25 protein-coding genes and 1 riboswitch are annotated in these 24292 nt (G+C 73.7%); of the genes, 9 read left to right on the top strand and 16 right to left on the bottom strand.

Going from position 1 to position 24292, the window contains the following annotated elements; genetic code table 11:
• Positions 1–91 precede the first annotated feature (91 nt).
• A complete protein-coding gene (locus O7602_RS06135; protein ID WP_281587246.1) occupies positions 92–496 on the bottom strand; it encodes a hypothetical protein in 405 nt (134 codons plus the stop codon).
• Positions 497–1011: 515 nt separating this feature from the next.
• On the opposite strand from O7602_RS06135, the gene O7602_RS06140 reads away from it, so the two are divergent.
• Complete coding sequence (locus tag O7602_RS06140; protein WP_281587247.1) at positions 1012–1371, top strand: STAS domain-containing protein; 360 nt, start codon at positions 1012–1014, stop codon at positions 1369–1371.
• A gap of 136 nt (positions 1372–1507) precedes the next feature.
• On the top strand, positions 1508–1960 hold the full coding sequence (locus O7602_RS06145; RefSeq protein WP_281587248.1) for an SRPBCC family protein: 453 nt from the start codon (positions 1508–1510) through the stop codon (positions 1958–1960).
• A 9-nt stretch (positions 1961–1969) separates the two neighbouring features.
• Here O7602_RS06145 and O7602_RS06150 read toward each other — a convergent pair whose 3' ends face one another.
• The 5 genes from O7602_RS06150 to O7602_RS06170 all read right to left on the bottom strand — a co-directional run bounded on the left by O7602_RS06150 (position 1970) and on the right by O7602_RS06170 (position 8141).
• Positions 1970–2440, bottom strand: a complete 471-nt coding sequence (locus tag O7602_RS06150; protein WP_281587249.1) for a hypothetical protein — start codon at positions 2438–2440, stop codon at positions 1970–1972.
• Positions 2441–2518: 78 nt separating this feature from the next.
• Positions 2519–3601 (bottom strand): hypothetical protein, encoded by a 1083-nt coding sequence (locus O7602_RS06155; protein ID WP_281587250.1) that lies wholly within the window; start codon positions 3599–3601, stop codon positions 2519–2521.
• A gap of 4 nt (positions 3602–3605) precedes the next feature.
• Positions 3606–3736, bottom strand: a riboswitch (cyclic di-AMP (ydaO/yuaA leader).
• A 143-nt stretch (positions 3737–3879) separates the two neighbouring features.
• Entirely contained in the window at positions 3880–4794 is a 915-nt protein-coding gene (locus tag O7602_RS06160) for a cation diffusion facilitator family transporter (protein WP_281587251.1), read from the bottom strand.
• Positions 4795–4868: 74 nt separating this feature from the next.
• Entirely contained in the window at positions 4869–6986 is a 2118-nt protein-coding gene (locus O7602_RS06165; protein ID WP_281587252.1) for an AAA family ATPase, read from the bottom strand.
• Positions 6987–7172: 186 nt separating this feature from the next.
• On the bottom strand, positions 7173–8141 hold the full coding sequence (locus tag O7602_RS06170) for an alpha/beta hydrolase (RefSeq protein WP_281587253.1): 969 nt from the start codon (positions 8139–8141) through the stop codon (positions 7173–7175).
• 145 nt (positions 8142–8286) lie between these two features.
• On the opposite strand from O7602_RS06170, the gene O7602_RS06175 reads away from it, so the two are divergent.
• Complete coding sequence (locus tag O7602_RS06175) at positions 8287–8922, top strand: carbonic anhydrase (RefSeq protein ID WP_281587254.1); 636 nt, start codon at positions 8287–8289, stop codon at positions 8920–8922.
• Between the two features lie 38 nt (positions 8923–8960).
• On the opposite strand, the gene O7602_RS06180 is transcribed toward O7602_RS06175, so the two are convergent.
• The gene (locus O7602_RS06180; RefSeq protein ID WP_281587255.1) at positions 8961–9290 is read right to left on the bottom strand and encodes a hypothetical protein; all 330 of its coding nucleotides are present in this window, start codon (positions 9288–9290) and stop codon (positions 8961–8963) included.
• Positions 9291–9619: 329 nt separating this feature from the next.
• Between O7602_RS06180 and O7602_RS06185 the strand changes: the two genes are divergently transcribed.
• From O7602_RS06185 to O7602_RS06195, 3 genes are all read left to right on the top strand, one after another.
• Complete coding sequence (locus O7602_RS06185) at positions 9620–10111, top strand: DUF3145 domain-containing protein (protein ID WP_281587256.1); 492 nt, start codon at positions 9620–9622, stop codon at positions 10109–10111.
• Between the two features lie 34 nt (positions 10112–10145).
• Positions 10146–11870: a glycoside hydrolase family 3 protein gene (locus tag O7602_RS06190; RefSeq protein ID WP_281587257.1), complete on the top strand. Its 1725-nt coding sequence runs from the start codon at positions 10146–10148 to the stop codon at positions 11868–11870.
• Between the two features lie 115 nt (positions 11871–11985).
• Positions 11986–12207 (top strand): hypothetical protein, encoded by a 222-nt coding sequence (locus tag O7602_RS06195; RefSeq protein ID WP_281587258.1) that lies wholly within the window; start codon positions 11986–11988, stop codon positions 12205–12207.
• 55 nt (positions 12208–12262) lie between these two features.
• Here the strand turns inward: O7602_RS06195 and fabF are convergent, their stop codons facing one another.
• The 5 genes from fabF to O7602_RS06220 all read right to left on the bottom strand — a co-directional run bounded on the left by fabF (position 12263) and on the right by O7602_RS06220 (position 17311).
• Positions 12263–13489, bottom strand: coding sequence for a beta-ketoacyl-ACP synthase II (gene fabF / locus O7602_RS06200; RefSeq protein WP_281587259.1), 1227 nt, complete (start codon positions 13487–13489; stop codon positions 12263–12265).
• A gap of 2 nt (positions 13490–13491) precedes the next feature.
• Positions 13492–13731, bottom strand: a complete 240-nt coding sequence (locus tag O7602_RS06205; protein ID WP_007072348.1) for an acyl carrier protein — start codon at positions 13729–13731, stop codon at positions 13492–13494.
• An 85-nt stretch (positions 13732–13816) separates the two neighbouring features.
• The gene (locus O7602_RS06210; protein ID WP_281587260.1) at positions 13817–14761 is read right to left on the bottom strand and encodes a beta-ketoacyl-ACP synthase III; all 945 of its coding nucleotides are present in this window, start codon (positions 14759–14761) and stop codon (positions 13817–13819) included.
• Entirely contained in the window at positions 14762–15931 is a 1170-nt protein-coding gene (locus O7602_RS06215; protein WP_281587261.1) for an acyltransferase domain-containing protein, read from the bottom strand.
• Between the two features lie 78 nt (positions 15932–16009).
• Positions 16010–17311 carry a helix-turn-helix domain-containing protein gene (locus O7602_RS06220; protein ID WP_281587262.1) on the bottom strand — a complete coding sequence of 434 codons (1302 nt, stop codon included), beginning with the start codon at positions 17309–17311 and terminating at the stop codon, positions 16010–16012.
• A gap of 138 nt (positions 17312–17449) precedes the next feature.
• On the opposite strand from O7602_RS06220, the gene O7602_RS06225 reads away from it, so the two are divergent.
• On the top strand, positions 17450–17761 hold the full coding sequence (locus O7602_RS06225; protein ID WP_281587263.1) for a hypothetical protein: 312 nt from the start codon (positions 17450–17452) through the stop codon (positions 17759–17761).
• Between the two features lie 52 nt (positions 17762–17813).
• Here O7602_RS06225 and O7602_RS06230 read toward each other — a convergent pair whose 3' ends face one another.
• Positions 17814–18476: a hypothetical protein gene (locus O7602_RS06230; RefSeq protein ID WP_281587264.1), complete on the bottom strand. Its 663-nt coding sequence runs from the start codon at positions 18474–18476 to the stop codon at positions 17814–17816.
• Between the two features lie 191 nt (positions 18477–18667).
• Here O7602_RS06230 and O7602_RS06235 point away from each other — a divergent pair, with 191 nt between their 5' ends.
• Entirely contained in the window at positions 18668–19276 is a 609-nt protein-coding gene (locus O7602_RS06235; RefSeq protein ID WP_281587265.1) for a copper resistance CopC family protein, read from the top strand.
• Between the two features lie 137 nt (positions 19277–19413).
• Here the strand turns inward: O7602_RS06235 and gltX are convergent, their stop codons facing one another.
• The 3 genes from gltX to O7602_RS06250 form a co-directional block, all read right to left on the bottom strand.
• A complete protein-coding gene (gene gltX / locus O7602_RS06240) occupies positions 19414–20784 on the bottom strand; it encodes a glutamate--tRNA ligase (RefSeq protein WP_281590145.1) in 1371 nt (456 codons plus the stop codon).
• A 144-nt stretch (positions 20785–20928) separates the two neighbouring features.
• Positions 20929–22206: an MFS transporter gene (locus O7602_RS06245; RefSeq protein ID WP_281587266.1), complete on the bottom strand. Its 1278-nt coding sequence runs from the start codon at positions 22204–22206 to the stop codon at positions 20929–20931.
• On the bottom strand, positions 22203–23516 hold the full coding sequence (locus O7602_RS06250) for a GH1 family beta-glucosidase (protein ID WP_281590146.1): 1314 nt from the start codon (positions 23514–23516) through the stop codon (positions 22203–22205). The genes O7602_RS06245 and O7602_RS06250 overlap by 4 nt, the downstream gene beginning before the upstream one ends.
• 202 nt (positions 23517–23718) lie before the next feature.
• On the opposite strand from O7602_RS06250, the gene O7602_RS06255 reads away from it, so the two are divergent.
• Positions 23719–24165 (top strand): SRPBCC family protein, encoded by a 447-nt coding sequence (locus tag O7602_RS06255; RefSeq protein WP_281587267.1) that lies wholly within the window; start codon positions 23719–23721, stop codon positions 24163–24165.
• Positions 24166–24292 lie beyond the last annotated feature (127 nt).

The following is a 24292-nucleotide window of genomic DNA, read 5'->3' on the forward strand; positions in this document are numbered from 1 at the left end:
GGTGGCCGCCCCCGGAGTACCGGGGGCGGCCATCGCTTTCGTGACCGGAGCCGTGACCGAGGACGGCTGCCGCGTGCGGGACGAGGTGCGGTCAGCCGTCCAGGCCGGCCGGGGAGTTCGGCCGGTCGACGTCCACGAACTCGATCTCGTCGGCGTCGCGTCCCCGGCTGCCGGCCGCCCGGGCGGCCGTGCCGGCGGCCCAGCCGATGGCGGCGCCGGTCAGGGCCGCCGCGATCAGCAACGTCCACGGCAGCGCGGGCCGGCGTCCGGCGAGCGCGTCGAAGGCGAGGCCGGCCCGGCGGCGTGCCTCGTCGGCGGCGGAGCCGACCAGGTCGGTGGCGTCGTCGGCCAGGCCGGAGGAGTTGCGGCGGGCGGAGAGGGCGGCGTCCCGCACGCTGTCACCGGCGGCGCCGACGGCAGTGAGCAGGTGCTGCCACGCCTGGTCGGCGACCCGCTCGGGCTTGCTGCGGCGGTCCATCAGGCTGGATCCGAACATCGTTCTACCTCCTCGGGTGCCGAAGCCCGACGGCCACTTCGGACTCCGGCGTTCATCCGGCGCGTCACGGTTCACTCCCACGCGCAGTGCCCCGGGAAGCCCTCCGCCAAACCCCACGCGGCTGGATCTTGGTATTAAGCCGCCCCCGGAGGGGCGATTCCGTACCAAGATCTCCGGGCTCCCGAGATGCGGACGGCGGGTACCGGGAGGTGGGAAGCGGGGGCGGAACGGGACGAAGCGGGTGAACGCGCCGAGCGGGCGGGTGTTGGTCGCGACGTGCCTGCGCCCGCTACCCTGGGTCAGCGGATCGGCCGACTCGGACCTGTCGTTCGGCCGATCGCGGTCCGCGTCGAAGGGGAAATCGGAACCCGTAAGTCCGGATTGGGTTCGCCCAGGTGTGCCCAGTCCGCAAATTGCTCATCCCCGGGGGTGGCGACCGGGGCCGTTGGAGGAATACTCTCGGTCGCGGCCCGCGTACTGATGAGGCGCCCGAAGGGGCGAGTGGAGGTGCTCGCGTGAGCCTGTCGATCGTGAAGTCGATGCGTCCGGGTGGGGTTGTCCAGATCGCGCCCCGTGGGGAGATCGATGTCGACACCGCATACGAGGTGCGGGAGTCGATCGCCGAGGTGCTGGCCAAGGGCCGCCCCGCACGGATCGAGCTCAACATGCGGCTCGTCACGTTCATCGACTCCGTCGGCATCAGCGCCATGGTCGCCGGCTTCCAGACGTGCGAGGTCAGCGGCGTCAAGCTCGTGGTCACCGAGCCGAGCCGGTTCGTGCACCGGCAGCTCTGGGTGACCGGCCTGCTGGGCCTCTTCGGCGCGCCCGAGCCCTGGTTCGCCGACGAGGCGCCCGAGGTGCTCCCCGGCGCCTGACCGTCACCGGCCCACCCCACGTCGGCGCGTCGCGTTGACTCCACTCGGCCCTCGCCGGTCGGGGACCTTCGACCCGTTGCCAGCCCGGCCCCGGTACGGGACGATCGTCCGGACCCATGACGGCGAGGGGGGCGGGTTGCAGAGCAGCGACAGCTTCAGCTACACCGTGCAGGCCCGGTGCAGCCGGGCGGACGCGGTGGCCCTGCTCGGCGACCTGAGCCGGCAGGGCGAGCTGCATCCGTTGATCGTCCGGGTCCGGCAGTTGCCGCCCCGGCCGGGCGCGCTGGCGAGCTACGCGATCACCGACCGGTTGGAGCTCGGCCCGCTGCACTTCCCGGTGACCTACCAGGCGGACGTGTTGATCGCCAACGAGGACGAGGTGGTCACCGTGGCCCGGCAACAGCCGGCGACGACGGTGCGCAACCACACCCGGATGCGCGACGAGACCGACGGCGTGGTGCGGATCGACGTGGAGATCACCCTCACCGCACCGGCACCGCTGTTCGGCTACGCGTTCCGGCAGGCCCGGGCCGCCCACCTGGGTCTCGCCGCCCGTCTCGGCGCGACCCTGGAGGGTCGACCGGCCTGACGTGGCGACTCAGCCGCTGCGGCGCAGCCGACCCCACGGCTTGTACGTGGACAGCACGGTGGCGACCAGGAGCAGCGTGGTCGAGACGGCCGGCGGCACCACCAGATCCACCCGCAGGTGGGTGTCGGCGGCCCCGGCGAGCGCGCCGAGGTGCCGGATCCGGGGAGTGAGCAGGAGCAGCACCAGGCCGAGCATCACGGTGGTGAGCGCGAACTTCACCAGCACCCAGCGCCAGCGCAGCAGACCCCACGGGGTGAGCAGCGCGCTGGCGGTGCCGACCAACCAGACCGCCACGCTCAGCGGCGCGAACAGCCAGGTGGCGAGCAGTGCCGCCGCCGGGTACACCACCTCCGGGTCGGCGCCGCGCAGCCCGGCCACGCCGAGCGCGAGCAGCCCCAGGTCGGTGCCGAGCCAGCCCAGCGAGGTGACCAGGTGCGCGGTGAGCAGCGCCTTACGGCCGGCGGGGGAGAGTCGTCCCATGCGTCGATCGTCGACCGCCGCGTGGCCCACGTCGTGGGCCACGCGGCGACACCCGGTGTACGTCGGGGAGCGTAGTGCTCAGTAGACCGACAGGTGCACGTGGTTGGTGTGGTCGCTGGACGGGTCGCCGTTGCCCCCGCTGTAGGACTTCCAGCCGCTGCTGGGCAGCCAGATCTCCTTGAACCAGATCACGTAGAGCACGGCGAGCCGGTCGGCGTTGCGGATGAAGTACGCGGACAGGTTGTTGCCGTACGTCTTGTCGCCGCCGCTGGCGACGCCGCCGAAGCCGTTCTTCTGGGCCGCGAAGTCGCAGGCCCGCCCCTTCGGGTGTTCACCCGAGCCGCTGGGTCGGTGGCAGGAGACGTACCTGGTGAAGCCGGCCGCCTTGGCCTGTTGCAGCGCGTGCAGCGTGCGCGGGGTGATGCAGCCGCTGGCCGGCGTCGGGTCGTTGACGCTGCACGACTCCGCCGGCCACGAGCCGTCGGAGTTGCGCTTGGCCGGCTTCGCGTTGGCCGAGGACGAGCCTCGGGCGCTGCTGCCGCCGCCACTGCTGCCGGCGCTCGCCGGCGGCTTGCGGTTGGCCACCTCCAACGCCCGTTCGGCCTGCTCCTTGCGCTTGGCCATCACCGCGACCTGCTTGCGCTGCTCGCTGATCTCGACGGTGAGCGCGGCGCGGGTGCGGACCGCCTCGTCCCGGGTGGCGATCAGCTCGCGCAGGGTCCGGTCCTCGTGCGCGGCGACGGTCTCCAGGGCCGCGGCCCGGTCCATGAAACCTTCCGGGCTGTTGCTGGCGAGCAGCGCCGCGGCGGTGCCCATCCGGCCGGTGCGGTACGCCACCCCGGCGATCTCGCCGACCTTGGCGTCGCGTTCGGTCAGTTCCGCGCCGATCGTGGTGAGCCGGTCGTTGAGCTGTTTCTGCCGGTTGACCGAGTTGTTCAGCGCGGCCTTGGCCTCCAGCCAGCCCTTGCTCGCGGCGTCGAGCTGGGCGCGCAGGGTCGGTGTGCCGCCCTCGTCGTCGTCGCCGGGTGCGGCGGCGAGCCGGCCGGTCGGCGCCGCCGTGGCGGGGGAGACCGGCACGGTCGCGACGCCGAGGGCCAGCGTCGCGACGAGCAGGGCCGCCAACCGGGCGGCCGTCCGTCGTACAGGTGCCACTGTGGGCATTCACGTGTCCTTCCGTCAACCGCCGACCGGGTTAGCTGACGGGTTCGGGACGGAAGATCCCTACCGCTGACGCGGATGCACCCCACGTACGTGGTTCCCCGGCTCGCCCCACGGGCGATTAGGCGATGGCCGCTCCACCGGCGCCGGAGTGACGCCCGTGGGTTGGCCGCGATCGAGCCTACCGGCGCGGCCCGGACCCGGCTCCACCAGCCGGAGCCGAATACCGGGCAAAACCGGCAATTGTCAACAATAGCCACCCAGATTTAAGTTTGTTCTAATTACCACTCGGTCGGGCCGCAGCCGCCGGCGGACGCTCCGGGTTCGATCTGCAACGTGGCGTGATCGATCGAGAAGTCCTCGTGCAGCGCGGCCCGGGCGGCGGCGAGCACGGTGGCGACCTCGGCGCGCGGGTCGGTGGTCAGGTGCGCCGAGGCGACGTCCATCCCCGAGGTGAGTGTCCACACGTGCAGGTCGTGCACCTCCGCCACGCCGGGCACGGCGGCCAGCCGGTCGTGCACCGCGGTCACCTGGAGGTGCTCCGGCGCGGCCTGCACCAGGATGCGTACCGCGGCCCGGCCGAGCCGCCAGGTGCGCGGCAGGATGAACAGGCCGATCGCCACCGCGACCACCGGGTCGGCCCACCACCAGTCGGTGAACGCGATGACGATCGCCGCGCCGATCACCCCGAGCGAGCCCAGCAGGTCGCCCAGCACCTCCAGGTATGCCCCGCGCAGGTTGATGCTCTCCTGTGCGCCGGCTCGCAGCAGCGCGAAGGCGGCGATGTTGGCCAGCAGCCCGAGCACGGCCACCACGAGCATCGGCCCGGCGAGCACCTCGGGCGGCTCGCCGAACCGGCGTACCGCCTCGACCAGGACGTAGACCGCGACGGCGCCGAGCAGCACCGCGTTCGCGAGCGCGGCGAGCACCTCGAGCCGGTAGAGCCCGAATGTGCGCTGCGGGTCGGTCCGGGCACGCCGGGTGGCGGTGATCGCGGCGAGCGCCATGCCGATGCCGAGCACGTCGGTGAACATGTGCCCGGCGTCGGAGAGCAGCGCGAGCGAGCCGGTCGTGAAGGCGGCCACCGCCTCGACCAGCATCAGCACGGTGAGCAGCGCGAACGCCGCCCAGAGCCGGCCGGCGTGGCGCTGCGCCGCGTTGGTCACCGCGCCGCTGTGGTCATGACCTGCACCCACGCGCACACCCTCCGCCCCATAGCTCGGCCGGAACCAATCTATGCTCACATCGCTATGTGTGCAAGTGAGGTGGGTCAGCCCACCGGGTCGAGCGTGGTCAGCCGCTGGGTGGCCCGGGAGAGCGCGACATAGAGCGTGCGTACCCCCGAACCGGGGTCGGCCCGGATCTCGCCCGGCGCGACGAGCACCACCCCGTCGTACTCCATGCCCTTGGCCTGGAGGCTGGTCACCACCTGGAGCCGGCCGGCGCCGAGCTGGCCCAGCCAGCCGGCCACCTCGTCCCGGCGCGGCACCGGCGTGATCACGCCGACCGTGCCCTCGACCTCGGCCAGCAGCGCCTCGGCCGCCTCGACCGTGGCCGCGGGCAGCTCGGCCGCGGCCACGGCGCGCTGGACCGGCGGCACACCCGTCGAGCGCACCGCGTCGGGAAGCGTCAGGTCCGGGTACAGCCGGCGGATCTCCGCCGCCGCCACCGCGAAGATCTCCGCCGAGTTGCGGTAGTTGGTGGTCAGCTCGTAGCGGTGCCGGCGCCGCCGCCCCAACGCCTGGTCCCGGGCCCGGTCCAGCTCCTGCGGGTCACCCGTCCAGGCGGTCTGCGCCGGGTCGCCGACCACCGTCCAGGACGCCAGCCGGCCGCGCCGCCCCACCATCCGCCACTGCATCGGTGAGACGTCCTGCGACTCGTCCACCACCACGTGGGCGTACTCGCGGTAGTCCGCCGGGCGCTCCCGGGCCGCCGCGCGGGCGGCGCGCTGCCGATCGGCGTACGTGCTCAGCTCGCGCACGCCGCCGGCGAGCTGGTACGGGTCGCGCTTCGGCCGGGCCCGCTGCACCGGCTTGCCCAGCAGCGCGTCCAACTCGTCGAGCAGGGCGACGTCGGCGACCGTCGGGCCCTCGTCGGCGAGCGTCAGGTAGGCGTCGGTGAGCAGCCGGATCTCGGCCGAGGAGAGGATCCCGCCGGCGTACCGGCGCAGCCGCTCGGGCCGGGCCAGCCAACCCAGCACGTGGCGCGGGTGCAGCCGGGGCCACCAGGCCCGCAGGAAGTCGCGGAACTCCGGCCGTTCGATGATCTCGTCCTCGAACGCGGGCTGCTCCGGCAGCCGGCCCACCCGCAGCGTGCGGGCCTGCGCGTAGAGCGCGGCGAGCACCGCGTCGAACGCCGCCCGGCGCACCTCGTTGCGGCGCGCGCCCCGGGTCAGCGTCCGGTCCCGCACCGCATCCAACGCCTGCCGCTCCAACCGCAGCAACTCACCGCGGTAGAGCAGGCGCAGCTCGGCCGGGGAGTCCGGCACCGCGTCCCGGGCCGCCCGTTCCAGCACCCGGCGCATCCGCAGCGACCCCTTCACGGCCGCCACCTCCGGCGGGTCGGTCCGCGTCGCCGACAGCCCCGGGAACAGCGAACCGAGCGAGTGCAGGGTGGCGGTCTCCTCGCCGAGCGAGGGCAGCACCGAGGCGATGTACTCGACGAACACACCCGACGGGCCGACCACCAGGATGCCGCCGCCGGCATAGCGGGCACGATCGGAATAGAGCAGGTACGCGGCCCGGTGCAGCGCCACCGCCGTCTTGCCGGTCCCCGGGCCGCCGGAGACGATCGTGACACCGTTGCCGGGGGAGCGGATCGCCTCGTCCTGCTCCCGCTGGATGGTGGCGACGATGTCCCGCATGCCCCGGCCGGTGGCCCGGGACAGCGTGGCCAGCAGCGCGCCGTCCCCGACCACCGCCATGTCCGCCGGGGCGGCCTCCGGATCCAGCAGGTCGTCCTCGATCCGGGTCACCTTCTCGGCCGCCGACTGGATCGTGCGCCGGCGCACCACACCACGCGGCTCGGCCGGGGTGGCCTGGTAGAACGCGGCGGCGGCGGGGGCCCGCCAGTCCACCACGAGCGTCTCGGCGTCGTCGGCGCGTACGCCGAGCCGCCCCACGTGCAGCACCTGCCCGGTGCGCAGGTCCAGCCGGCCGAAGACCAGCCCCTCGTGCTCGGCGTCGAGCACGTGCCGGCGCTGCGCGGCGTGGAAGACCATCGCGTCCCGCTCGACAAGCGCGCCGAAGGTGCCGACCCGCGCCATCCGGTAGCCCTCCCGCTCGGCGTCGGCCGCGGACCGGCGCAGTTCGGCCAGCCGGGCGTACACCCGGTCGAGGTGCCGCTGCTCGGCGGCGATCTCCCGGTCCAGCGTGGTCTGGTCGGTCAACGCGGTGCTCCTGTGGTCGGACGGCGCAACGGGCTGAATGAGGGTACGGGCCGCCGGCAAGCCGGACGTCGGGGCCATGCCGCTGACCGGCACACGCCGGTGCCGGTTGCCCGTTATCCGGCTGTTCCCACCCGTTTCCCGGCCGCCCGTACGCCGGTCAGGCGGTTACCTGTTCCCGGCCGCGGGTCAGGCCGCCACCCGGCGACCGGCCGCCCGGCGTCGCCGACGGGCTACGGCCGGCGCGGCCGACCGGGCGCCCGGCGCGGCCGGGCCGGCGAGCACCCGGCGCAGCACGCTAGCGACGGCGGCGTTCACCTCGTCCGGGCGCTCCATCATCAGCATGTGACCGGCGCCGGGGCAGACGGTCAACTCCGCGGTGGGCAGCGCCGCCGCGATGGACTCGGCGCAGGGCGGCGGGGTGAGCCGGTCCCGGTCACCGACCAGCGCGGCGGCCGGCAGTCCGCCGAGCGCGGCGAGCGTGTCCAGTCGGTGCTGGGCGCCGATCGAGGCGCGGAACCCGCCGATCGAGCGCAGCGTGGCGCGCGCCACCGCGGAGGTGACCAGCCGGATGTCCGCCGGGTCGCAGCGGTCGCCGAAGAGCATCCAGCGGATGCTGGGGCGCAACGCGCGCAGCAACGCGTGCGGCGGTCGCCAGCCGCCGCAGCGGGCCAGCACGCCGGCGCCGGTGGTCTCGGCGAGCCGGATCAGCCGCGCGATCCGGGGCGAGAGCCCGTAGACGGTGTGCGTGTGCCCCTCGGCGGTGGTCGCGACGAAGACCAGGCCGGCGGTGCGGGCGGCGAACCGGTCGGGGTGGCGGTGCGCGTACTCCATCACGGTCATCCCGCCCATCGAGTGCCCCACCAGCACCACCGGGCCGGACGGGGCGAACTCGTCGACCACCGCGGCCAGGTCGTCGCCGAGCTGGGCCAGGGTGGCGTCGCGCAGCGTCAGGCAGCTCGACCGGCCGTGCCCGCGCGCGTCGTAGGCGATCACCCGCACCCGGTCACCGAAGCGTTCCCGCAGGTCGGCGACCTGGCGGTGCCAGCTCCGCCCGTCGAGCGTCCAGCCGTGCAGCAGGACCACGGTGACCTCGGCGTCGACCGGCCCGGTCGCCGTGACGTGCAGGCGTACGTCGTCGGGAAGTCGCAGTTCCATGGTCCACCTCCCGGGCCGTCGGGTGCGTCACCGGGGCGACCCGGCGGTAACATCGGCGTTACCCGCCATCACACCACGGCAATCGGGGCGGGAGAAGATTCACCGTCCGCCCGCGCCGGGTCGGACCGGTGACCAGGCTGGGGGCATGCCGTCCACCCCCGCCGCCCGCAGCCCCCGCGCCGCCCTGGCTGAGCTGCTCACCGGCAACCGCCGCTTCGTCAGCGGCCAGCCCCTGCACGGGCACGACGTCAGCGCCGCCGCCGCGGTGGCCTCCGGCGACCAGCAGCCGTACGCGGTGGTGCTGGGCTGTATCGACTCCCGGGTGCCGCTGGAGGCGATCTTCGACCAGACATTCGGCTCGATCTGCGTGATCCGCACCGGCGCGCACGTGCTGGACCGGGCGGTGTGCGGCTCGATCGAGTACGTGGTGGGGCAGCTCGGCGTACGGCTGGTGATGGTGCTCGGCCACGAGCGCTGCGGCGCGGTCGGTTCGGCGGTCGACGCGGTGCGCACCGGGCGGCGCCCCGGTGGCGCGCTGGCCTACGTGGTGGACCGGATCGCTCCGGCGGTGGTCGAGGTCGGCGTCGACGACCCGGCCGTCCACCCGCTGGCGATCCGCCGGCACGTGCGGCGGACGGTGGCCGCGCTGCGCGCCGACGACCGGCTCGCCGGCCCGGTGGCGGCCGGGGACGTGGCCGTGGTGGGCGCGCTCTACGACCTGGCCACCGGTGCGGTCACGGTGCTGCCGGAGGAGGAGACGCGCGACCGCCCGCCGGGGTGATCCCCGACGGGCGGTCGTGATGGTGCGGGTGAGGGGGCTCAGCCCTCGAAGACGCCGGCCTCGACGAGACGCTTCTCGGTGGCGTCCCAGCCGTGGTCCGGGTGGGCCGCGGCCAAGCCGTTCAGCTCGGCACGGATCTTGGCGGCGTGGCCGGCGGCGGCCAGCACCCGGATCTCCTCGACGAAGGCGTCGGAGTCGGTGCGCAGGTGCGCGGTCTTGCCGTTGGTCAGGTTGCGCACGTAGGCGTGCTTGCCGCCGTTGAGCGGGATCAGGTACTTGAACTCGCCCAGCACGCTGAGGGCGCCACCCTGGCCAGCCTGGCCGGCCCGGACTGACGCGCGCGCGGTCTTAGAGGTGTTGCTCGCCACGGAGGTACTCCTTGCAGACGTACGGTGGGGACGGCAAGGCCGTCCGGGGGCTGTGCGAGTGACGCCCGGGGTGAGCGCCGGCCCGCGAAGACGTGCGGCGGCACAGAACCGCCCAGAGAACTGTACACGAACGCGACACCCGGCTGGTGGTCGCGCCGTTCACCGGACACAACCGGGTCGGCCGCCCGGCTATTTCCCGCCGCCCGACCCCGGCGAATTTTCCGATTCGCTGGCGCACCACCTGCCACAGCGGTCATCATGTGTGCCAGAGACCACTCGGGTGACGAGGTCGTAGGGGAAGACGCACCTCGGCTCACCGGGAGGTCACCGTGCCAACGCGTGGCGTCGTATACGTCCACTCGACCCCGCTCGCCGTGTGCTCGCACGTCGAGTGGGCGATCGCGCGCGTCCTTGCCGCGCCGGTCAACCTGCACTGGACGGGTCAACCCGTCGACCCCGGCGCCCGCCGCGCCGAGTGCGGCTGGACCGGCAGCCCGGGGACGGGCGCCGAGCTGGCTGCTGCCCTCCGGCAGTGGCCCATGATCCGTTTCGAGGTGACCGAGGAGCCCAGTCCCGGCGTCGACGGCGAACGCTTCATGTACGTCCCGGGCCGGGGCCTGTTCCGGGCCACCGTCGGCGCGGCCGGCGACATCCAGCTCGGCGAGGACCGGCTGCGCAGCCTGATGGCCGCCGCCCGGGCCCCGGAGGCGCTCGCGCACGCCCTGGACAAGGCGCTCGGCACCGCCTGGGACGCCGAGTTGGAGCCCTACCGGTACGCCGGCGACGGCGCGCCGGTGACGCTGCTCACGCGGGTGGGATGACGGTGGAGCGAGTTGCCCCGATACGGTGGGGCCCGTGTCGATATCCCCGCGTCGCTCCGCCGTCGCGCTCGCCGCACTGACCGCGCTGCTCGCCTCCGGATGCTCGGACGGGCCGGACCGGCCCCGACCGGCCCCGTCGACCCCGGCGTCGTCGTCGAGCACACCGGCCCCGACCGATCCGGCCCCCGCCGACCCGGCCGCCCGGGCCGCCGCCCTGGTCGCCACGCTCGCCGACGAGGACCTGGTCGGGCAGGTGTTGATGCCGTACGCCTACGGCAGCTCGGCCACCGAGGTCTCGGCCGGCTCGGCCGCCGGGAACCGCGCCTTGGCCGGCGTCGACACACCCGCCGAGATGGTGGCGAAATATCGCCTCGGCGGGGTGATCCTGGTCGGCTTCAGCGCCGACGACCCCACCTCGGGCAACCAGGAGACCACGAACGTCGACAACCCGAAGCAGGTCCGCGGGCTCACCGACGGGCTGCGCGCCGCCGCCGGCAAGCTGCCCGCCGGCGCCGCGCCGTTCCTGATCGGCACCGACCAGGAGTACGGCGTGGTCACCCGGATCACCGACGGGGTGACCCAACTGCCCAGCCCGCTCGCCGCCGGCGCGGCCGGCGACCCGGCGCTGACCGAGGCCGCCTGGCGGGCCGCCGGATCCGAACTGGCGGCGATGGGGATCAACCTGGACTTCGCCCCGGTCGCCGACGTGCTTGTCACCCGCAGCACGGTGATCGGCTCCCGCTCCTTCGGCGCCACCCCGGCGACCGCCTCCCCCCAGGTGGCCGGCGCGGTCCGCGGGCTCCAGGCCGAGGGCGTCGGCGCCGCGGTCAAACACTTCCCCGGCCACGGCCTCACCGCCGCCGACTCGCACTCCGAGCTGCCGGTGGTCGGGCAGTCCCGGGCCGTGCTGGACCGCACCGCGTTCCCGCCCTTCCGCGCCGGGATCGACGCCGGCGCCATGGCGGTGATGTCGGCCCACCTGGACGTCAAGGCGATCGACCCGGGCACCCCGGCCACGTTCTCCCACAAGGTGCTCACCGACGTGCTCCGCGGCCAGCTCGGCTTCCAGGGCGTGGTGATCACCGACGGGATGAACATGGCGCCGGCGAAGAAGTGGTCACCGGGCGAGGCGGCGGTCCGCGCGCTCAAGGCCGGCAACGACCTCATCCTGATGACCCCGAACGTGAGCCAGGCGTACGACGGGCTGCGCGCCGCGCTGACGGACGGCTCGCTGCCGCGCGCCCGCCTGGTCGAGGCGGTCACCCGGGTGCTGACCATGAAGTTCAAGCTGGCCGGGCGCCCGCAGCCGGCCCTGTCCACGCTTGCCGGCGCCGACCACCGCAAGGCCGCCACCGACCTGGCCGCCGCCGCGGTGACCGTGCTGCGCGGCAAGTGCGGGGGCGCGGTGAAGGGCCCGATCCGGGTCACCTCCTCCGGTGGCCGGGACCGCACCCGGGCCGCGCTGACCGAGGCGCTCACCGCCGCCGGGGTGAAGGTGGTGTCTTCCGGCGGGACCGTGGTGCACCTGGTCGGGTACGGCGACGGCGCGAAGGACCTGCGCGCCGACGCGGCCGTGACGGTGGCGATGGACACCCCGTACGTGCTGTCCGGGGCGAAGTCACCGACGGTGCTGGCCACCTACTCGTCCACCCGGGCGTCGATGGACGCGCTGGCCGCGGTGCTCGCCGGCAAGGCCCGCCCGACGGGCCACGCCCCGGTGCCCGTCCCCAACCTCCCCGCCACCACCTGCGAGGGTTGATGTAAGGAGGGGGCCCCGCTTAACGCCTGCGGTATAGGCGGGGCCCCTTCTTAACACCTTCGGCGCGCGCCGAAACCGGATGCGGCGCGGGGCGCCCGGGTGGCAGGGTGCGCCCATGGGAGAGGCGCCGCAGGGTTTCCGTTACGTCGAACGCGCCGACGGCGCCGTGGTGATCACGCATCACGGGCGGGTCGCCGGCATGCTCCGTGGCGGTCGGGCCGCGCAGTTCCTGGCCGAGGTGCAGGACGACCCGCAGCTGGTGATGGCGCGATGGACCGGCAACTACCGGCGCGGCAACGAGCGGACCGCCCGCCAGCACCCCCGCAACCGGAGGTGAGGAGGGGCCCCTTCTTAACACACGTGTGTTAAAAAGGGGCCCCTCCTTACACGTCTCAAGGGCGGGTGAAGACCAGCGCCACGTTGTGGCCGCCGAAACCGAACGCGTTGTTCAGCGCGGCGGGGATCTCCAGGTGCCGGGCCTTGTGCGCGGCCACGTCCAGGTTCAACCCGTCGTCCGGGTCGTCCAGGTTGATCGTGGGCGGCACCACGCCGTCCCGGATGGACAGGATGGTGGCGATCGACTCCAGCGCGCCGGCCGCGCCGAGCAGGTGCCCGGTCATCGACTTGGTGGCGGTGAGCAGCACGTGGTCGCCGACCGCCTGGCGCAGCGCGCCGATCTCCAGCATGTCGCCGACCGGGGTGGAGGTGGCGTGCGCGTTGACGTGCACGATGTCCCGGCCGGGCAGGTCCGCGTCGGCGAGCGCCCGGGCGATGGCCCGCACCGCGCCCTCACCCTCGGCGTGCGGCTGCACGATGTCGTACGCGTCCGAGGTGATCCCGGCGCCGGCCAGGCGCGCGTAGATCCGGGCGCCGCGGGCGGCGGCGTGGTCGGCCCGCTCCAGGACCACCACGCCCGCGCCCTCACCGAGCACGAATCCGTCCCGACCCTTGTCCCACGGCCGGGAGGCCCGCTCCGGGTCGTCGTTGCGGGTCGACATGGCCCGCATCGAGGCGAATCCGGCGATCGGCAGCGGGTGGATGACCGCCTCGGTGCCGCCGGCCACCACCACGTCGGCCCGGCCGGCGCGGATGAGGTCCAGCCCCAGCGAGATCGCCTCCGCGCCGGTCGCGCAGGCGCTGGCGACCGCGTGCACCCCGGCCTTGGCGCCGAGCTCCAGCCCGACCCAGGCGGCGGGACCGTTCGGCATCAGCATCGGCACCGTGTGCGGTGAGACACGCCGCGGGCCGGACGCCTCCAGGATGTCGTCCTGGGCGAGCAGGGTGGTGGCGCCGCCGATGCCCGAGCCGACGCTGACCGCGAGCCGTTCCGGGTCCGGCCCGGCGTCGGCCAGCCCGGCGTCCGCCCACGCCTGCCGTGCGGCGATGAGGGCGATCGCCTCGGACCGGTCCAGCCGGCGCAGCTTCACCCGGTCGAGCACCTCGGACGGATCCACCGCCAGTTGGGCGGCGATCCGGACGGGCAGCTGCCCGGCCCACTCCTGGGTGAGCGGACCCACCCCGGAGCGGCCGGCGAGCATGGCGTCCCAGGTCGACGCGACGTCCCCGCCGAGCGGGGTCGTCGCGCCGAGCCCGGTGACGACGACGTCGGGGCGACTCATGATCAGGACTGCGCCTCGATGTAGCTGACCGCGTCCCCGACGGTCTTGAGGTTCTGCACCTCGTTGTCCGGGATCTTGACGCCGAACTTCTCCTCGGCCGCCACCACGACCTCCACCATCGAGAGCGAGTCGACGTCGAGGTCGTCGGTGAAGGACTTCCCCTCGGCCACGTCGTCCGGGTTCACGCCGGCAACCTCTTCGAGGATCTCGGCGAGGCCGGCGGTGATCTCGTCACGGGTCATTGCGGTTGGTTCCTCTCATCGGGTTTTCCGGTGGCCGGCGACGCCGACCACCGCGCCTGGAGCGCGTTCGCGCCCGAGGGGGTCTTCAGGGGCAGCGGACGACCTGACCGGCGTAGGTCAGGCCGCCACCGAAACCGAACAGCAGCACCGGGGCGCCCGAGGGCACCTCACGCCGCTCGATCAGCTTCGACAGGGCCAGCGGGATGCTCGCCGCCGACGTGTTGCCGGACTCGACGATGTCCTTGGCGATGATCGCGTCCGGGATGTTCAGCCGCTTGGCGATGCCGTCGATGATCCGGCCGTTCGCCTGGTGCGGCACGAACGCGGCCAGCTCCGACGGGTCCACTCCGGCCCGCTCGCAGGCCTGGAGCGCGAGCGGGGCCAGCGCGGTGGTGGCCCAGCGGAAGACCGACTGGCCCTCCTGCGCGACGTACGGCTGCCAGCCCTCGATCCGGACCGCGTCGCTCTTCTCCGGCGCCGAACCCCACACCACCGGGCCGATGCCGGCCGGCTCGTCGTCGGCGGTCGCGGTGACCACGGCCGCACCGGCGCCGTCGCCGAAGATGATGCACGTCGACCGGTCGGTCCAGTCGGTGAAGTCGGAGAGCTTCTCCGCGCCGACGACGATCGCGTTGCGCGCCGCGCCGGCCCGGACCGCGTGGTCCGCCGTGCCCAACGCGTACGCGAAACCGGAGCAGGCGGTGTTGATGTCGTACGCCGCGGGGGCGTTGATGCCGAGCTTGGCCGCGACCCGGCAGGCCACGTTCGGGCTGCGGTCGACGGACGTGCAGGTCGCCACCACGACGAGGTCGATGTCGGCGGCGGTGAGGCCCGAGTTGGCGAGCGCCTTGCCGGCCGCGGCGGTGGCCATGTCGGCCACCGTCTCGTCACCGGCGATCCGGCGGGAGACGATGCCGACCCGGTCCCGGATCCACTCGTCGTTGGTGTCGACCATCTGCGCGAGTTCGTCGTTGGTGACTACGCGGGAGGGCTGGTAGTGCCCCATCGCGGCGATCCGGCTGCCGGCCATTTAGTGCGATCCTCCGATGCGGACGAGGGGCTGGCCCGGTGCGACCGGGTCGTCGTGGTGCGCGAGCCATGCGGTGAGCGGCCCGGTGTGGTGGGCGGTCACCTCGACCGGCCCCTGCCGGCCGGTGACGTGGCCGACGACCTGGCCGGCGCCCAACTCGGCGCCCTCGGCCAGGTCGGCCGCCGGCGTGAAGACGCCGGCGGCGGGGGAGACCACCACCCGGAAGCGGGACGCCGGCGGGCGGACGGCGGGACCGCCGTGTCGGGCGATGAGGTTCCGTGCGGCGGGCAGGTCGTCGGGGGTGTTCAGGGTGACGATCTCCGGTGCGCCCTCGCCCTTGAGCTCCCGCTTGACCAGGCCGGCCAGGGTGCCGGCCGGCGGCAGCTCGATCACGCCGGTGACGCCCAGGTCGGCCAGGGCGCGCATGCACAGGTCCCAGCGGACCGGGGCGGTGACCTGGCGGACCAGCCGCTGGACCGTCTCCCGGCCGTGCCCGACCGGGGTGCCGTCGAGGTTGGACAGGAGGATGCGGGTCGGGTCGGCCACGGTGACCCCGGCGGCCACGCCGGCCAGGGCGGCCTCGGCCGGCGCCATGTAGGGGGTGTGGAACGCGCCGGCCACCTGGAGCCGGATGATCCGGACCCGGCCCGGCGGCTCGGCGGCGAGCTTTTCCAGCCCGGCGACCGCTCCGGCGGCGACGATCTGGCCGGCGCCGTTGCGGTTGGCCGGGTGCAGCCCGTACGTGTCGAGCGCGGCGAGCACCTCGTCCGGGTCGCCGCCGAGCACGGCGGCCATCCCGGTCGGCTCCAGCGCGCAGGCGGCGGCCATCTCCCGGCCGCGTACCCCGGCGAGCGTCACGGCCGCTTCGGCGGGCAGCACTCCGGCCAGCGCGGCGGCGGCCAGCTCACCCACGCTGTGCCCGGCGACCAGCGCGACGTCGTGCATCGGCAGGTGCTCGGCGGCGAGCAGCGCGGCGGCGACCAGCAGCGGCTGGGTGCGGGCGGTGTCCTTGATCTCGTCCGCGTCCGCCCGGGTGCCGAGGTGGACCAGGTCGGCCCCGGCCAGCGCCGACCACCAGCGCAGGCGCGCCTCGACGCCGGCGAGGTCGAGCCAGGGGTTCAGGAAACCGGGCTTCTGTGAACCCTGTCCGGGGGAGAGTACGGCGAGCACGTGTACGACTCTGACGGATATTCGCGGGTCGCGCTGTAACGCACGGCACGAAACCGCACTAGAAGCTTTAGAGGAATCCTACAAAGATCGGCGGCGATCATCGCCGCTTCGGGTGGCTTTGCGCCCCGACGCGCTCGCTGTCTGGTTCGGGACGGGTGTGACCACGGGTGACACCGGGTCCAGCCGGCCGACCGTCAGCGCGAGCTGGAGCGCGAAGGCGTCCCGCGGGGCGAGCGGCGAGAAGCCGGTCACCTCGGCGATCCGCTTCAGCCGGTAGCGCACCGTGTTCGGGTGCACGAACAGCGCCCGCGCGGCGCTCTCCAGCGTGCCGCCGGCGGCGAAGAACGCGTCGAGCGTCTCCAGCAGTTCGCCGCCGGCGCGGGCCAGCGCCGCGTACACGTCGTGGCGCAGCCGGCGACGGGCCTCGGCGTCGCCGGCGAGCGCCCGTTCGGGCAGCAGCTCGGCGGCGGCGACCGGGCACGGCGCGGTCGGCCAGGCCGGCGCGGCCCGGAAGCCGGCGAGCGCGGCCCGCGCGGACTCGGTCGCCTCGTCCAGGCTGGGCACGGCGGGACCGACCACCACCGGCCCGTCGCCGAACGCCGGTCGCAGCTTGTCGGCGGCGGCCAGCGGATCGGCCGCCCCACCGAGCACTATCACCAGGCGGTCGCCGTGCACCCCGCCGATCACCTCGACGCCGATCCGCCGGGCCTGCCGGTAGACGGTGTGCAGCACGGCCGCCACCTCGCCGCCGGGCGAGCGGCCCACCGCCACCGCCACCGGCGGCGCGTCCGACCAACCAAGCGCCGCGGCCCGGCTGGCGAGCACGTCCGGCGAGTCGCCGCGCAGCAGCGCGTCGACGAGCAACGCCTGCAACCGGGCGTCCCAGGAGCCGCGGGTCTCGGCGGCCCGGGCGTAGACCCGGGCGGCGGCGAACGCGATCTCCCGGGAGAAGCGCAGCACCGCCTCCCGCAGCGACTGCTCCTCGCCCGGCACGGCCAGCTCCGACACCTGCTCCTCGACCACCTCGATGGTCACCTTGATCAGCGCCACGGTCTGTTGGAGGCTGATCGAGCGGGCGAGGGCCTGCGGCGCGGCGTCGAAAACCTCGTCCGACACCTCCTGGGTGCGGTCGGTCGCGCCGCCGCCCTGACGCAGCCACTGCACGAGCGACCGCACGCCGGCCTGTGCGACGAGCATCACCCAGGAACGCTGGTCGGCCGGCAGCTCCCGGAACCACGGCAGGCTCTCGTCCATCCGGGCCACGCTTGCGGTGGCCAGGGTGCCCGCCGCCCGCTCGATCCGGCGCAGCGTCGCCGACGTCTCCGTTCCGCCCGGTTCGCTCACCGCATCAGCCTGGCACGCCCTGACCAGCGGATCCACTCCGATCCCACGGCGTCGCCGCGGACGGACGATCTCCACCGGTACGCGCTGACGATCTCGTCGGGTCGGGCCAGTACGGTGTCAGGGCGCGTCGGGGAGTTCCGCCCGACGGGCGAAGGCGAAGGTGAGGAGACCGGGATGGCGCACGGGGAGGCCGAGCACGGCTGCGCCCAGGACGAGCCGTGCCGGATGGGCCACGACCAGCCGCGCCGGGTGGGCCTGACCCACCCGGGCGAGCCGGCCGCCGGGTGGACGCCCGAGCGTGCCGACGAGGACGCGGCGGTGCCGCGCCAGCGGTCCGGCGAGCCGGCGCACCCGGCCGTCGAGCCGGCGTCGGACCGGAGCTGCCTGAGCGACCAGGGCGGCTGGGCGGGCGGTCACCAGCACGGCGCGGTGCGCCCGCGGAACCGCACCGTCCGCCGGGAGCGTCCGCCGCGCCGCTGGTGCTGACCACGCGCCTGGCGGGTGCGGGCGGCGCTGACGGCCGGCCCTGAGCCGAGGCTCAGCGGGTGCGGCGGCGCACCAGGAGCGCGATGCCGGCCAGCCCGACGGTGATGACAAGCACCACCCCGACGTTGAGCAGCAGCAGCCGCTGCAGGTCGCCGAGCGCGGTGTCCAGGTTGCCCACCGGATCGAGCGCGTCCTCCGGCAGCACGCGCTCGCCGCCGCCGATGCCGCCGGAGATGGTGTCGAACCGGGGCGCCAGCGGCACCCCGACGGAGCGCAGCGTCTCGGACATGTTGAGACGCCCGAAGAACCAACCCGCCCGGGGGTGGCTCAGGTCGGGCTGCTTCGCCGGCCGGTAGACCCGGGGGCCGCCCTTGGCCAGCGGGAACAAGTCGTAGGTGTGCTGCGGGCTGCCGGCGCTGAGCACCACCACCGTGTACTTCGGACCGAGATCCTTGGCCGCGGGGCCGCGCAGCTGCCCGGTCGTACCCAGCCACTTGACCTGGTCGATGACCAGGCTGACGTCGGCCGGGCGGGTGTCGGCCCGGAGCTGCAGCGGCTGGTCGAGCTGGTCGCCGGTGATGTCCACCCCGGTCGGGGCGAGCTTGGGCTTCGGCGCGGCCTGGGCCGCCGTGGCGCCGGTGAGGGCCAGCGAGCACGTGAGTGCCAACGCCGCTCCGGCCACGACCGCCGTCAGCCGTCTCACCTTACGGACCATCGCCGCCTCCTCGCCCCGTTCGATGGCTGGCTTCCGCTGCCGGTCACACTGGACCTGCTCCACCTCAAAGACTCCGCAGAACGTCGCGTGGTTGCAGCTGGTGGAAGAGTATTTGGAACTATCTGCGAGCTGAGACCGACAAACGAGTGGCCGATGATCAGTGGCCGGATCTTACCCGGACGGAGGAGTTCATGGGGGGCAGGGTCGCCCGTAGGGCACGTACCTGGCTTGCGGTGCTCGGGGTGGCGGCGGTGGTGCCGCTGTTGCTGCCGGCTGCGCCGGCCGCCGCGCACAACTCGCTGACCGGCAGCGATCCGCGGAACGCGGCCCGGGTGGCCACCGCGCCGAAGCGGATCGAGCTGCGGTTCCTCGCCACGCCGAAGGAGGCCACGACGAAGGTCACCGTTACCGGGCCGGACGACGTGTCCGCCGCGGGTGGCGCGCCGACGTTCTCCGGCAAGCGGGTGAGCGTGCCGTTCACCCCGGGTGCGGCCGGGCTCTACACCGTGGCCTACCAGCTCGGCTCCGACGACGGACACCCGATCAAGGGGGAGATCCGGTTCACCCTGACCACCCCGGCGGAGGCGCCGTCGCCGAGCACGGCGTCCAGCAGCGCCGCGCCCACCAGCGCCCCTCCCACCAGCACCGCCGCGTCGCCGTCGCCGGTGAGCCCGACGCCCGCCGCGGCGGCGGACGACGACGGGGGTACGGGCTGGCTGTGGGTGGCCGCCCCGGTGGTGGTGCTCGCCGCGCTTGCCGCTGGAGCGCTGCTGCTGCGCCGCCGCGCCGCCCGCCGCTGACCGCCCGCCCGTCGCACACGGGGACCCGTACCCGGATCTTGGTACGCAGCCGCCCTCCCGAGGGCGAACCCGTACCAAGATCCGCGGTGTGCCCGTGTGCGGCGGGGCGACCGAGGTCGCGGGTGGTGCGGCGGGGGTCAGACCAGGCGGATCCGGGCGGCGCGCAGGCGGGTGAGCGTGCGGTCGCGGCCGAGCACCTCGAGCGACTCGAACAGCGGCAACCCGACGGTGCGCCCGGTGACCGCGACCCGCACCGGCGCCTGCGCCTTGCCGAGCTTCAGCCCGCGCTCCGCGCCGACCGCCTCCAGCGTCGCCTTCAACGACTCGGCGTCCCAGCGCTCCAACGCCTCGAACGCGGTGATCGCCGCGTCCAGCAGCTCGGCCGCGCCCTCCTTCATCGCCTTCGCCCAGGCCGCCTCGTCGATCAGCGGGTCGGCCAGGAAGAGGAAGTCGACGTTCGGCACGATCTCGCTGAGCACCGCGATCCGGGTCTGCGCCAGCGGGGCCACCGCCGCGAACGCGGCCGGGTCGAACTCGTCCGGCTGCCACGGCGGCGGGACGATGGTGTCGGTGCCGGTGAGCCACGGCTGGCAGGCGGCGACGAACTCGTCGACCGGCAGCGCCCGGATGTACTCCCCGTTGAAGGCGCGCAGCTTCTTCTCGTCGAAGAAGGCCGGGGACGGGTTGACCTCGTCGAGCCGGAACTCGTCCTCGATCACCGACCAGGGCACGATCTCCCGGTCGCCCGACGGCGCCCAGCCGAGCAGCATCAGATAGTTGCGCATCGCGTCGGCGAGGTAGCCCTCGTCCCGGTACGCCTCCAGGGCGACCTTGTCCCGCCGCTTGGACAGCTTCTGCCGCTTCTCGTTGACCACCACCGGCACGTGCGCCCAGATCGGCGGTTTGACCCCGAGCGCGTCCCACAGCAGCTGCTGCTTCGGGGTGTTGGGCAGGTGCTCCTCGGCCCGGATCACGTGGGTGATCCCCATGGTCATGTCGTCGACCACGTTCGCCAGCAGGAACACCGGGGAGCCGTCGCCGCGGGCGATGACGAAGTCCTCGATCAGCTTGTTCTCGAACGTCGGCTCGCCGCGGATCAGGTCGACCACCACGGTCTCGCCCTCGTCCGGGGTGCGGAAGCGCAGCGCCCGGCCCTCGCCGGCCGACAGGCCCCGGTCGCGGCAGAAGCCGTCGTAGCCGCGGTGCTGAGAGCCGGTACGCGCCTGCACGGCCTCTCGGGTGCAGTCGCAGTAGTACGCCCGGCCGCCCTCGTACAGCCGCTGCGCGGCGGCGCGGTGCTCGCCCGCGTACGCGGACTGGAAGTAGGGGCCCTCGTAGCTGCCGCGCGCGATGCCGATCCAGTCGAGCGCGGAGAGGATGCCCTCGGTCCACTCGGGCCGGTTGCGGGCCGCGTCGGTGTCCTCGACGCGCAGCACGAACACCCCGCCCTGCTGCTTGGCGAAGATCCAGTTCTGCAGGGCCGAGCGGGCGCCGCCGACGTGGAACATTCCGGTCGGGGAGGGGGCGAAGCGTACACGTACCGTCACGTTCCCCAGCCTACGTCCGCCGGCCAGCGGTTAAGGAGGGGGCCCTTCTTAACGCATTCGGATGTGGCGGGGCCCCCGCCTAACACGCGGCGAAGGACGCGGCGCTCACGGTACGGAGCGGATCTTCACGACCAGCGCGCTGCCGAGCAGCGTGACGGCCGCGGTGACCGCGTACAGGGTCGGGTATCCGCCCAGGTGGACCACGATCGGGGCGGAGAGCGCCGGCCCCAGCACCTGCGGCGCGGAGTTCGCGATGTTGATCACCCCGAGATCCTTGGCCCGGTCGGTGGCGGCGGGCAGCACCTGCGTGATCAACGCGGCGTCCACCGCCAGGTAGACCCCGTAGCCGGCGCCGAGCAGCAGCGCGGCGACGATCGCCATCGACCAGACCGGCGCCACCGCGAGCAGCGTCGCCGCCACCGCCATGATCAGCCCGGAGACGATCACGAAGACCTTGCGTCGTCCGGACCGGTCGGAGATCCGTCCGGCGACCACGGCGGTGAGCATCATGCCGAGCGTGTAGAGCAGGATCAGCACCAGCAACGATCCCTCGGGATCGGCCACCCGCACCCCGTCGGTGAGGAAATAGAGCAGGTAGAGCGTGCCGAGCGCGTTGCCGGTCTGCACCAGGAACCGGGTGAACCAGGCCCAGGCGAAGTCGGGGTGGCGACGCGGGCTGATCCACATCGAGGCGAGCAGGGCGCGCCCCCGCAGCGGCGACCGGTGCTCCCGGGGCAGCGGGTCGTCCTGGGTGAGCAGCGCGAACGGCAGCGACAGCAGCAGCACGGCGAGCGCGATCGCCGCGTACCCGGCGGCGTTGCCGGTGACCACGGCGGTGACCAGCACCGCGCCGACGACCAGGCCGAGCGCCTGCGGGATGCCCACCCAGCCGGAGACGCCGCCGCGCTGGGCCACCGGGACCCGGTCCGGGATCGCGGCGGTGAGGCTGGCCAGCATGGCGTTGAAGCAGACCTGCGCGGCCACCCAGGCGACCGCAACCCCGGCGATGCTGTCCTGCCGGGCCAGCAGCACCAGGGCGAGCGCGCCGACCACCGCGCCGGTCGCGGTCCAGACGTGCCGGCGGCCGAAGTGCCGGTTGGCCAACCGCAGGGAGGTACGGTCCGACAGCGCGCCGGCGAGCGGGTTGGCCAGCACCGCGGCGAGCGCGCCGAGGCCGGTCACCACCGCCAGCATGGCCTCCTTGTCGGCCGGTGCGATGCGTTCCACCTGCTGCGGCAGCAGCACCTGGATCGGGGTGAAGAACGCCATCCAGACGCCCAGGTTCGCCGCGAAGATCAGCGCGATCCAGCTCCGCCGCACCGGCACGGTCGGTTCGGCGAGCGCCGCCGGCAGCGAGGCCGGCGTCGGGCTGACCGTGGTCATCGCCGGACCAGGTCCCGGAACCAGGCGTACGACGACTTGGGGGTACGCCGCTGCGTCGGGTAGTCGACGTGCACCAGGCCGAACCGCTTGGTGAACCCCTCCGCCCACTCCCAGTTGTCCAGCAGGGACCAGACGAAGTACCCGGTCACCGGCACGCCCTCGGCCATCGCCTCGCGCATCGCGCGCACGTGCCCGTCCAGGTAGGCGATCCGCTCCGGGTCGTCCACCCGGCCCTGCGCGTCCGGCGCGTCGTCGTACGCGCAGCCGCTCTCGGTGACCTGGACGGGCGGCAGCGCGTCGCCGTACCGGTGGTGGAGTTGGCGCAGCAGCTCGCGCAGCCCGTCCGGGGCGACCGGCCAGTCGAAGGCGGTACGCGGGTAACCGTCGAGCGGCACCATCTCGAACGGTAGTGGCGAACCCTCCTCGGGCGCCCGGACGCCGGTCGGGTTGTAGTAGTTCACCCCGAGCACGTCGATCGGCGCGGCCAGCACGTCCAGGTCGCCGTCGCGGATCACGGCCGGGTCGAGGCCCGGCGCGTCGGGGTAGCCGCGGCCGAGTAGCGGATCGGTGAAGAGCCGATTGTGCAGCGCGTCGTACGCCTGCGCGGCGGCCCGGTCCGCGTCGGTGTCCCCGACCTGCCGCACCGGCGAGTAGTTGTTGGCGATCGCGACCGGGCTCGCGGTGCGGGCGCGCAGCGCGGCGACCGCGAGACCGTGCCCGAGGAGTTGGTGGTGTGCGGCCGGGAAGGCGTCGAAGAGCAGCGCCCGGCCGGGCGCGTGGGTGCCGATGCCGTAGCCCAGGGTCATGTGGATGAACGGCTCGTTGAGTGTGATCCAGAGCTTGACCCGGTCGCCGAGGCGGGTCGCGGTCAGGTCGGCGTACTCGGCGAAGCGGGCGGCGGTGTCCCGGTGGAGCCAGCCGCCGGCGTCCTCAAGGGGTTGCGGCAGGTCCCAGTGGAAGAGCGTGGCGACCGGGTCGATGCCGGCGGCGAGCAGGCCGTCCACCAACCGGTCGTAGAAGTCCAGCCCGGCGGTGTTCGCCGGGCCGGTGCCGGTGGGCTGCACGCGCGGCCAGGCGATCGAGAACCGGTACGCGGACACGCCCAGCCCGGCCAGCAGCGCGGTGTCCTCGGCGTGCCGGTGGTAGTGGTCGCACGCCTGGTCACCGGTGCTGCCGTCGACGATCCGGCCGGCCTCGTGGGCGAACGTGTCCCAGATGGAGGGCCCGCGGCCGTCGACTGTGGTCGCCCCCTCGATCTGGTACGCGGAGGTGGACACCCCCCAGCGGAAGCCGGCGGGGAAGTCGGGCATCGGCACGGTCGTCAATTCGCCCTCCCGAGACGTGAAGTGTATTCGCGACTCTAGGGCTCCGGTGAGCGACGCGCTATAGGCCGGGAAGGCGGCCCGACGCAAGGGGGTTCGGCGTGTCTTCTCCAATCCCGTCCGCTTAAGTCCGATTTACACATAGAGTGCCAAATATCGCGGATGTGATTTAAGTGGGGGAAAGACACTAATGATCCTCGTGGAACGTAGCGCACACGTGGTGGCGCCTGTGGAAGAGGTCTGGGACGTCGTGCAGCGGGCCGAGCAGCTGCCGGCCTGGCTGGCGGGGGTCCGCGCGGCCGAGGTTCTGTCCGGGGAGGGGTTCGGCCGACGGCAGTTGGTCCAGGCCGGACGCGGCGCCGCCCACGAGGCCGAGGTGATCGCCTATCAGGAGCCGACCCTGATCGGCTGGCGCGAGCGGGCCAAGGGCGCCGGTGCCCGGGCCGAGGCGCGTACCGAGATCTACGTCCAGCTGACCTCGGACGAGGAGGTCGGCGGCACCGTGGTCCGGTTGATCGTCGTGCGGTGGCCCGCGGGGCCGGTCAAGGCCGCCATGCTGCGGCTCGGCCTGCGCCGGGTCGGCGCCGACCTGGAGGACTCGCTGGCCCGGCTGACCGACCTGGCCGCCGTCGGCTGATCGGGTCGCAGTCCCGGCGTCGCCCGCAACGACGATGGTCCGGCATCCCCACCAGGGATCGCCGGACCATCGTCGTCGCCTGTGAGAAGGGGCCCCTTCTCTACCGGAGGCGTTAAGAAGGGGCCCC

It is taken from the genome of Micromonospora sp. WMMD1128 (genome assembly GCF_027497235.1).
GTDB lineage: Bacteria > Actinomycetota > Actinomycetes > Mycobacteriales > Micromonosporaceae > Micromonospora.

Excerpts from the sequence above, each read along its gene's own strand:
- O7602_RS06175 (WP_281587254.1), top strand. The coding sequence starts at position 8,287 with ATGCCGTCCACCCCCGCCGCCCGCAGCCCCCGCGCCGCCCTGGCTGAG.
- O7602_RS06210 (WP_281587260.1), bottom strand. The coding sequence starts at position 14,761 with ATGGCCGGCAGCCGGATCGCCGCGATGGGGCACTACCAGCCCTCCCGC.
- O7602_RS06250 (WP_281590146.1), bottom strand. The coding sequence starts at position 23,516 with ATGCCCGACTTCCCCGCCGGCTTCCGCTGGGGGGTGTCCACCTCCGCG.
- O7602_RS06135 (WP_281587246.1), bottom strand. The coding sequence starts at position 496 with ATGTTCGGATCCAGCCTGATGGACCGCCGCAGCAAGCCCGAGCGGGTC.
- gltX (WP_281590145.1), bottom strand. The coding sequence starts at position 20,784 with ATGTTCCACGTCGGCGGCGCCCGCTCGGCCCTGCAGAACTGGATCTTC.
- O7602_RS06195 (WP_281587258.1), top strand. The coding sequence starts at position 11,986 with ATGGGAGAGGCGCCGCAGGGTTTCCGTTACGTCGAACGCGCCGACGGC.
- O7602_RS06255 (WP_281587267.1), top strand. The coding sequence starts at position 23,719 with ATGATCCTCGTGGAACGTAGCGCACACGTGGTGGCGCCTGTGGAAGAG.
- O7602_RS06225 (WP_281587263.1), top strand. The coding sequence starts at position 17,450 with ATGGCGCACGGGGAGGCCGAGCACGGCTGCGCCCAGGACGAGCCGTGC.
- O7602_RS06170 (WP_281587253.1), bottom strand. The coding sequence starts at position 8,141 with ATGGAACTGCGACTTCCCGACGACGTACGCCTGCACGTCACGGCGACC.
- O7602_RS06155 (WP_281587250.1), bottom strand. The coding sequence starts at position 3,601 with ATGCCCACAGTGGCACCTGTACGACGGACGGCCGCCCGGTTGGCGGCC.
- O7602_RS06245 (WP_281587266.1), bottom strand. The coding sequence starts at position 22,206 with ATGACCACGGTCAGCCCGACGCCGGCCTCGCTGCCGGCGGCGCTCGCC.
- O7602_RS06235 (WP_281587265.1), top strand. The coding sequence starts at position 18,668 with ATGGGGGGCAGGGTCGCCCGTAGGGCACGTACCTGGCTTGCGGTGCTC.
- O7602_RS06230 (WP_281587264.1), bottom strand. The coding sequence starts at position 18,476 with ATGGTCCGTAAGGTGAGACGGCTGACGGCGGTCGTGGCCGGAGCGGCG.
- O7602_RS06150 (WP_281587249.1), bottom strand. The coding sequence starts at position 2,440 with ATGGGACGACTCTCCCCCGCCGGCCGTAAGGCGCTGCTCACCGCGCAC.
- O7602_RS06205 (WP_007072348.1), bottom strand. The coding sequence starts at position 13,731 with ATGACCCGTGACGAGATCACCGCCGGCCTCGCCGAGATCCTCGAAGAG.
- fabF (WP_281587259.1), bottom strand. The coding sequence starts at position 13,489 with ATGAGTCGCCCCGACGTCGTCGTCACCGGGCTCGGCGCGACGACCCCG.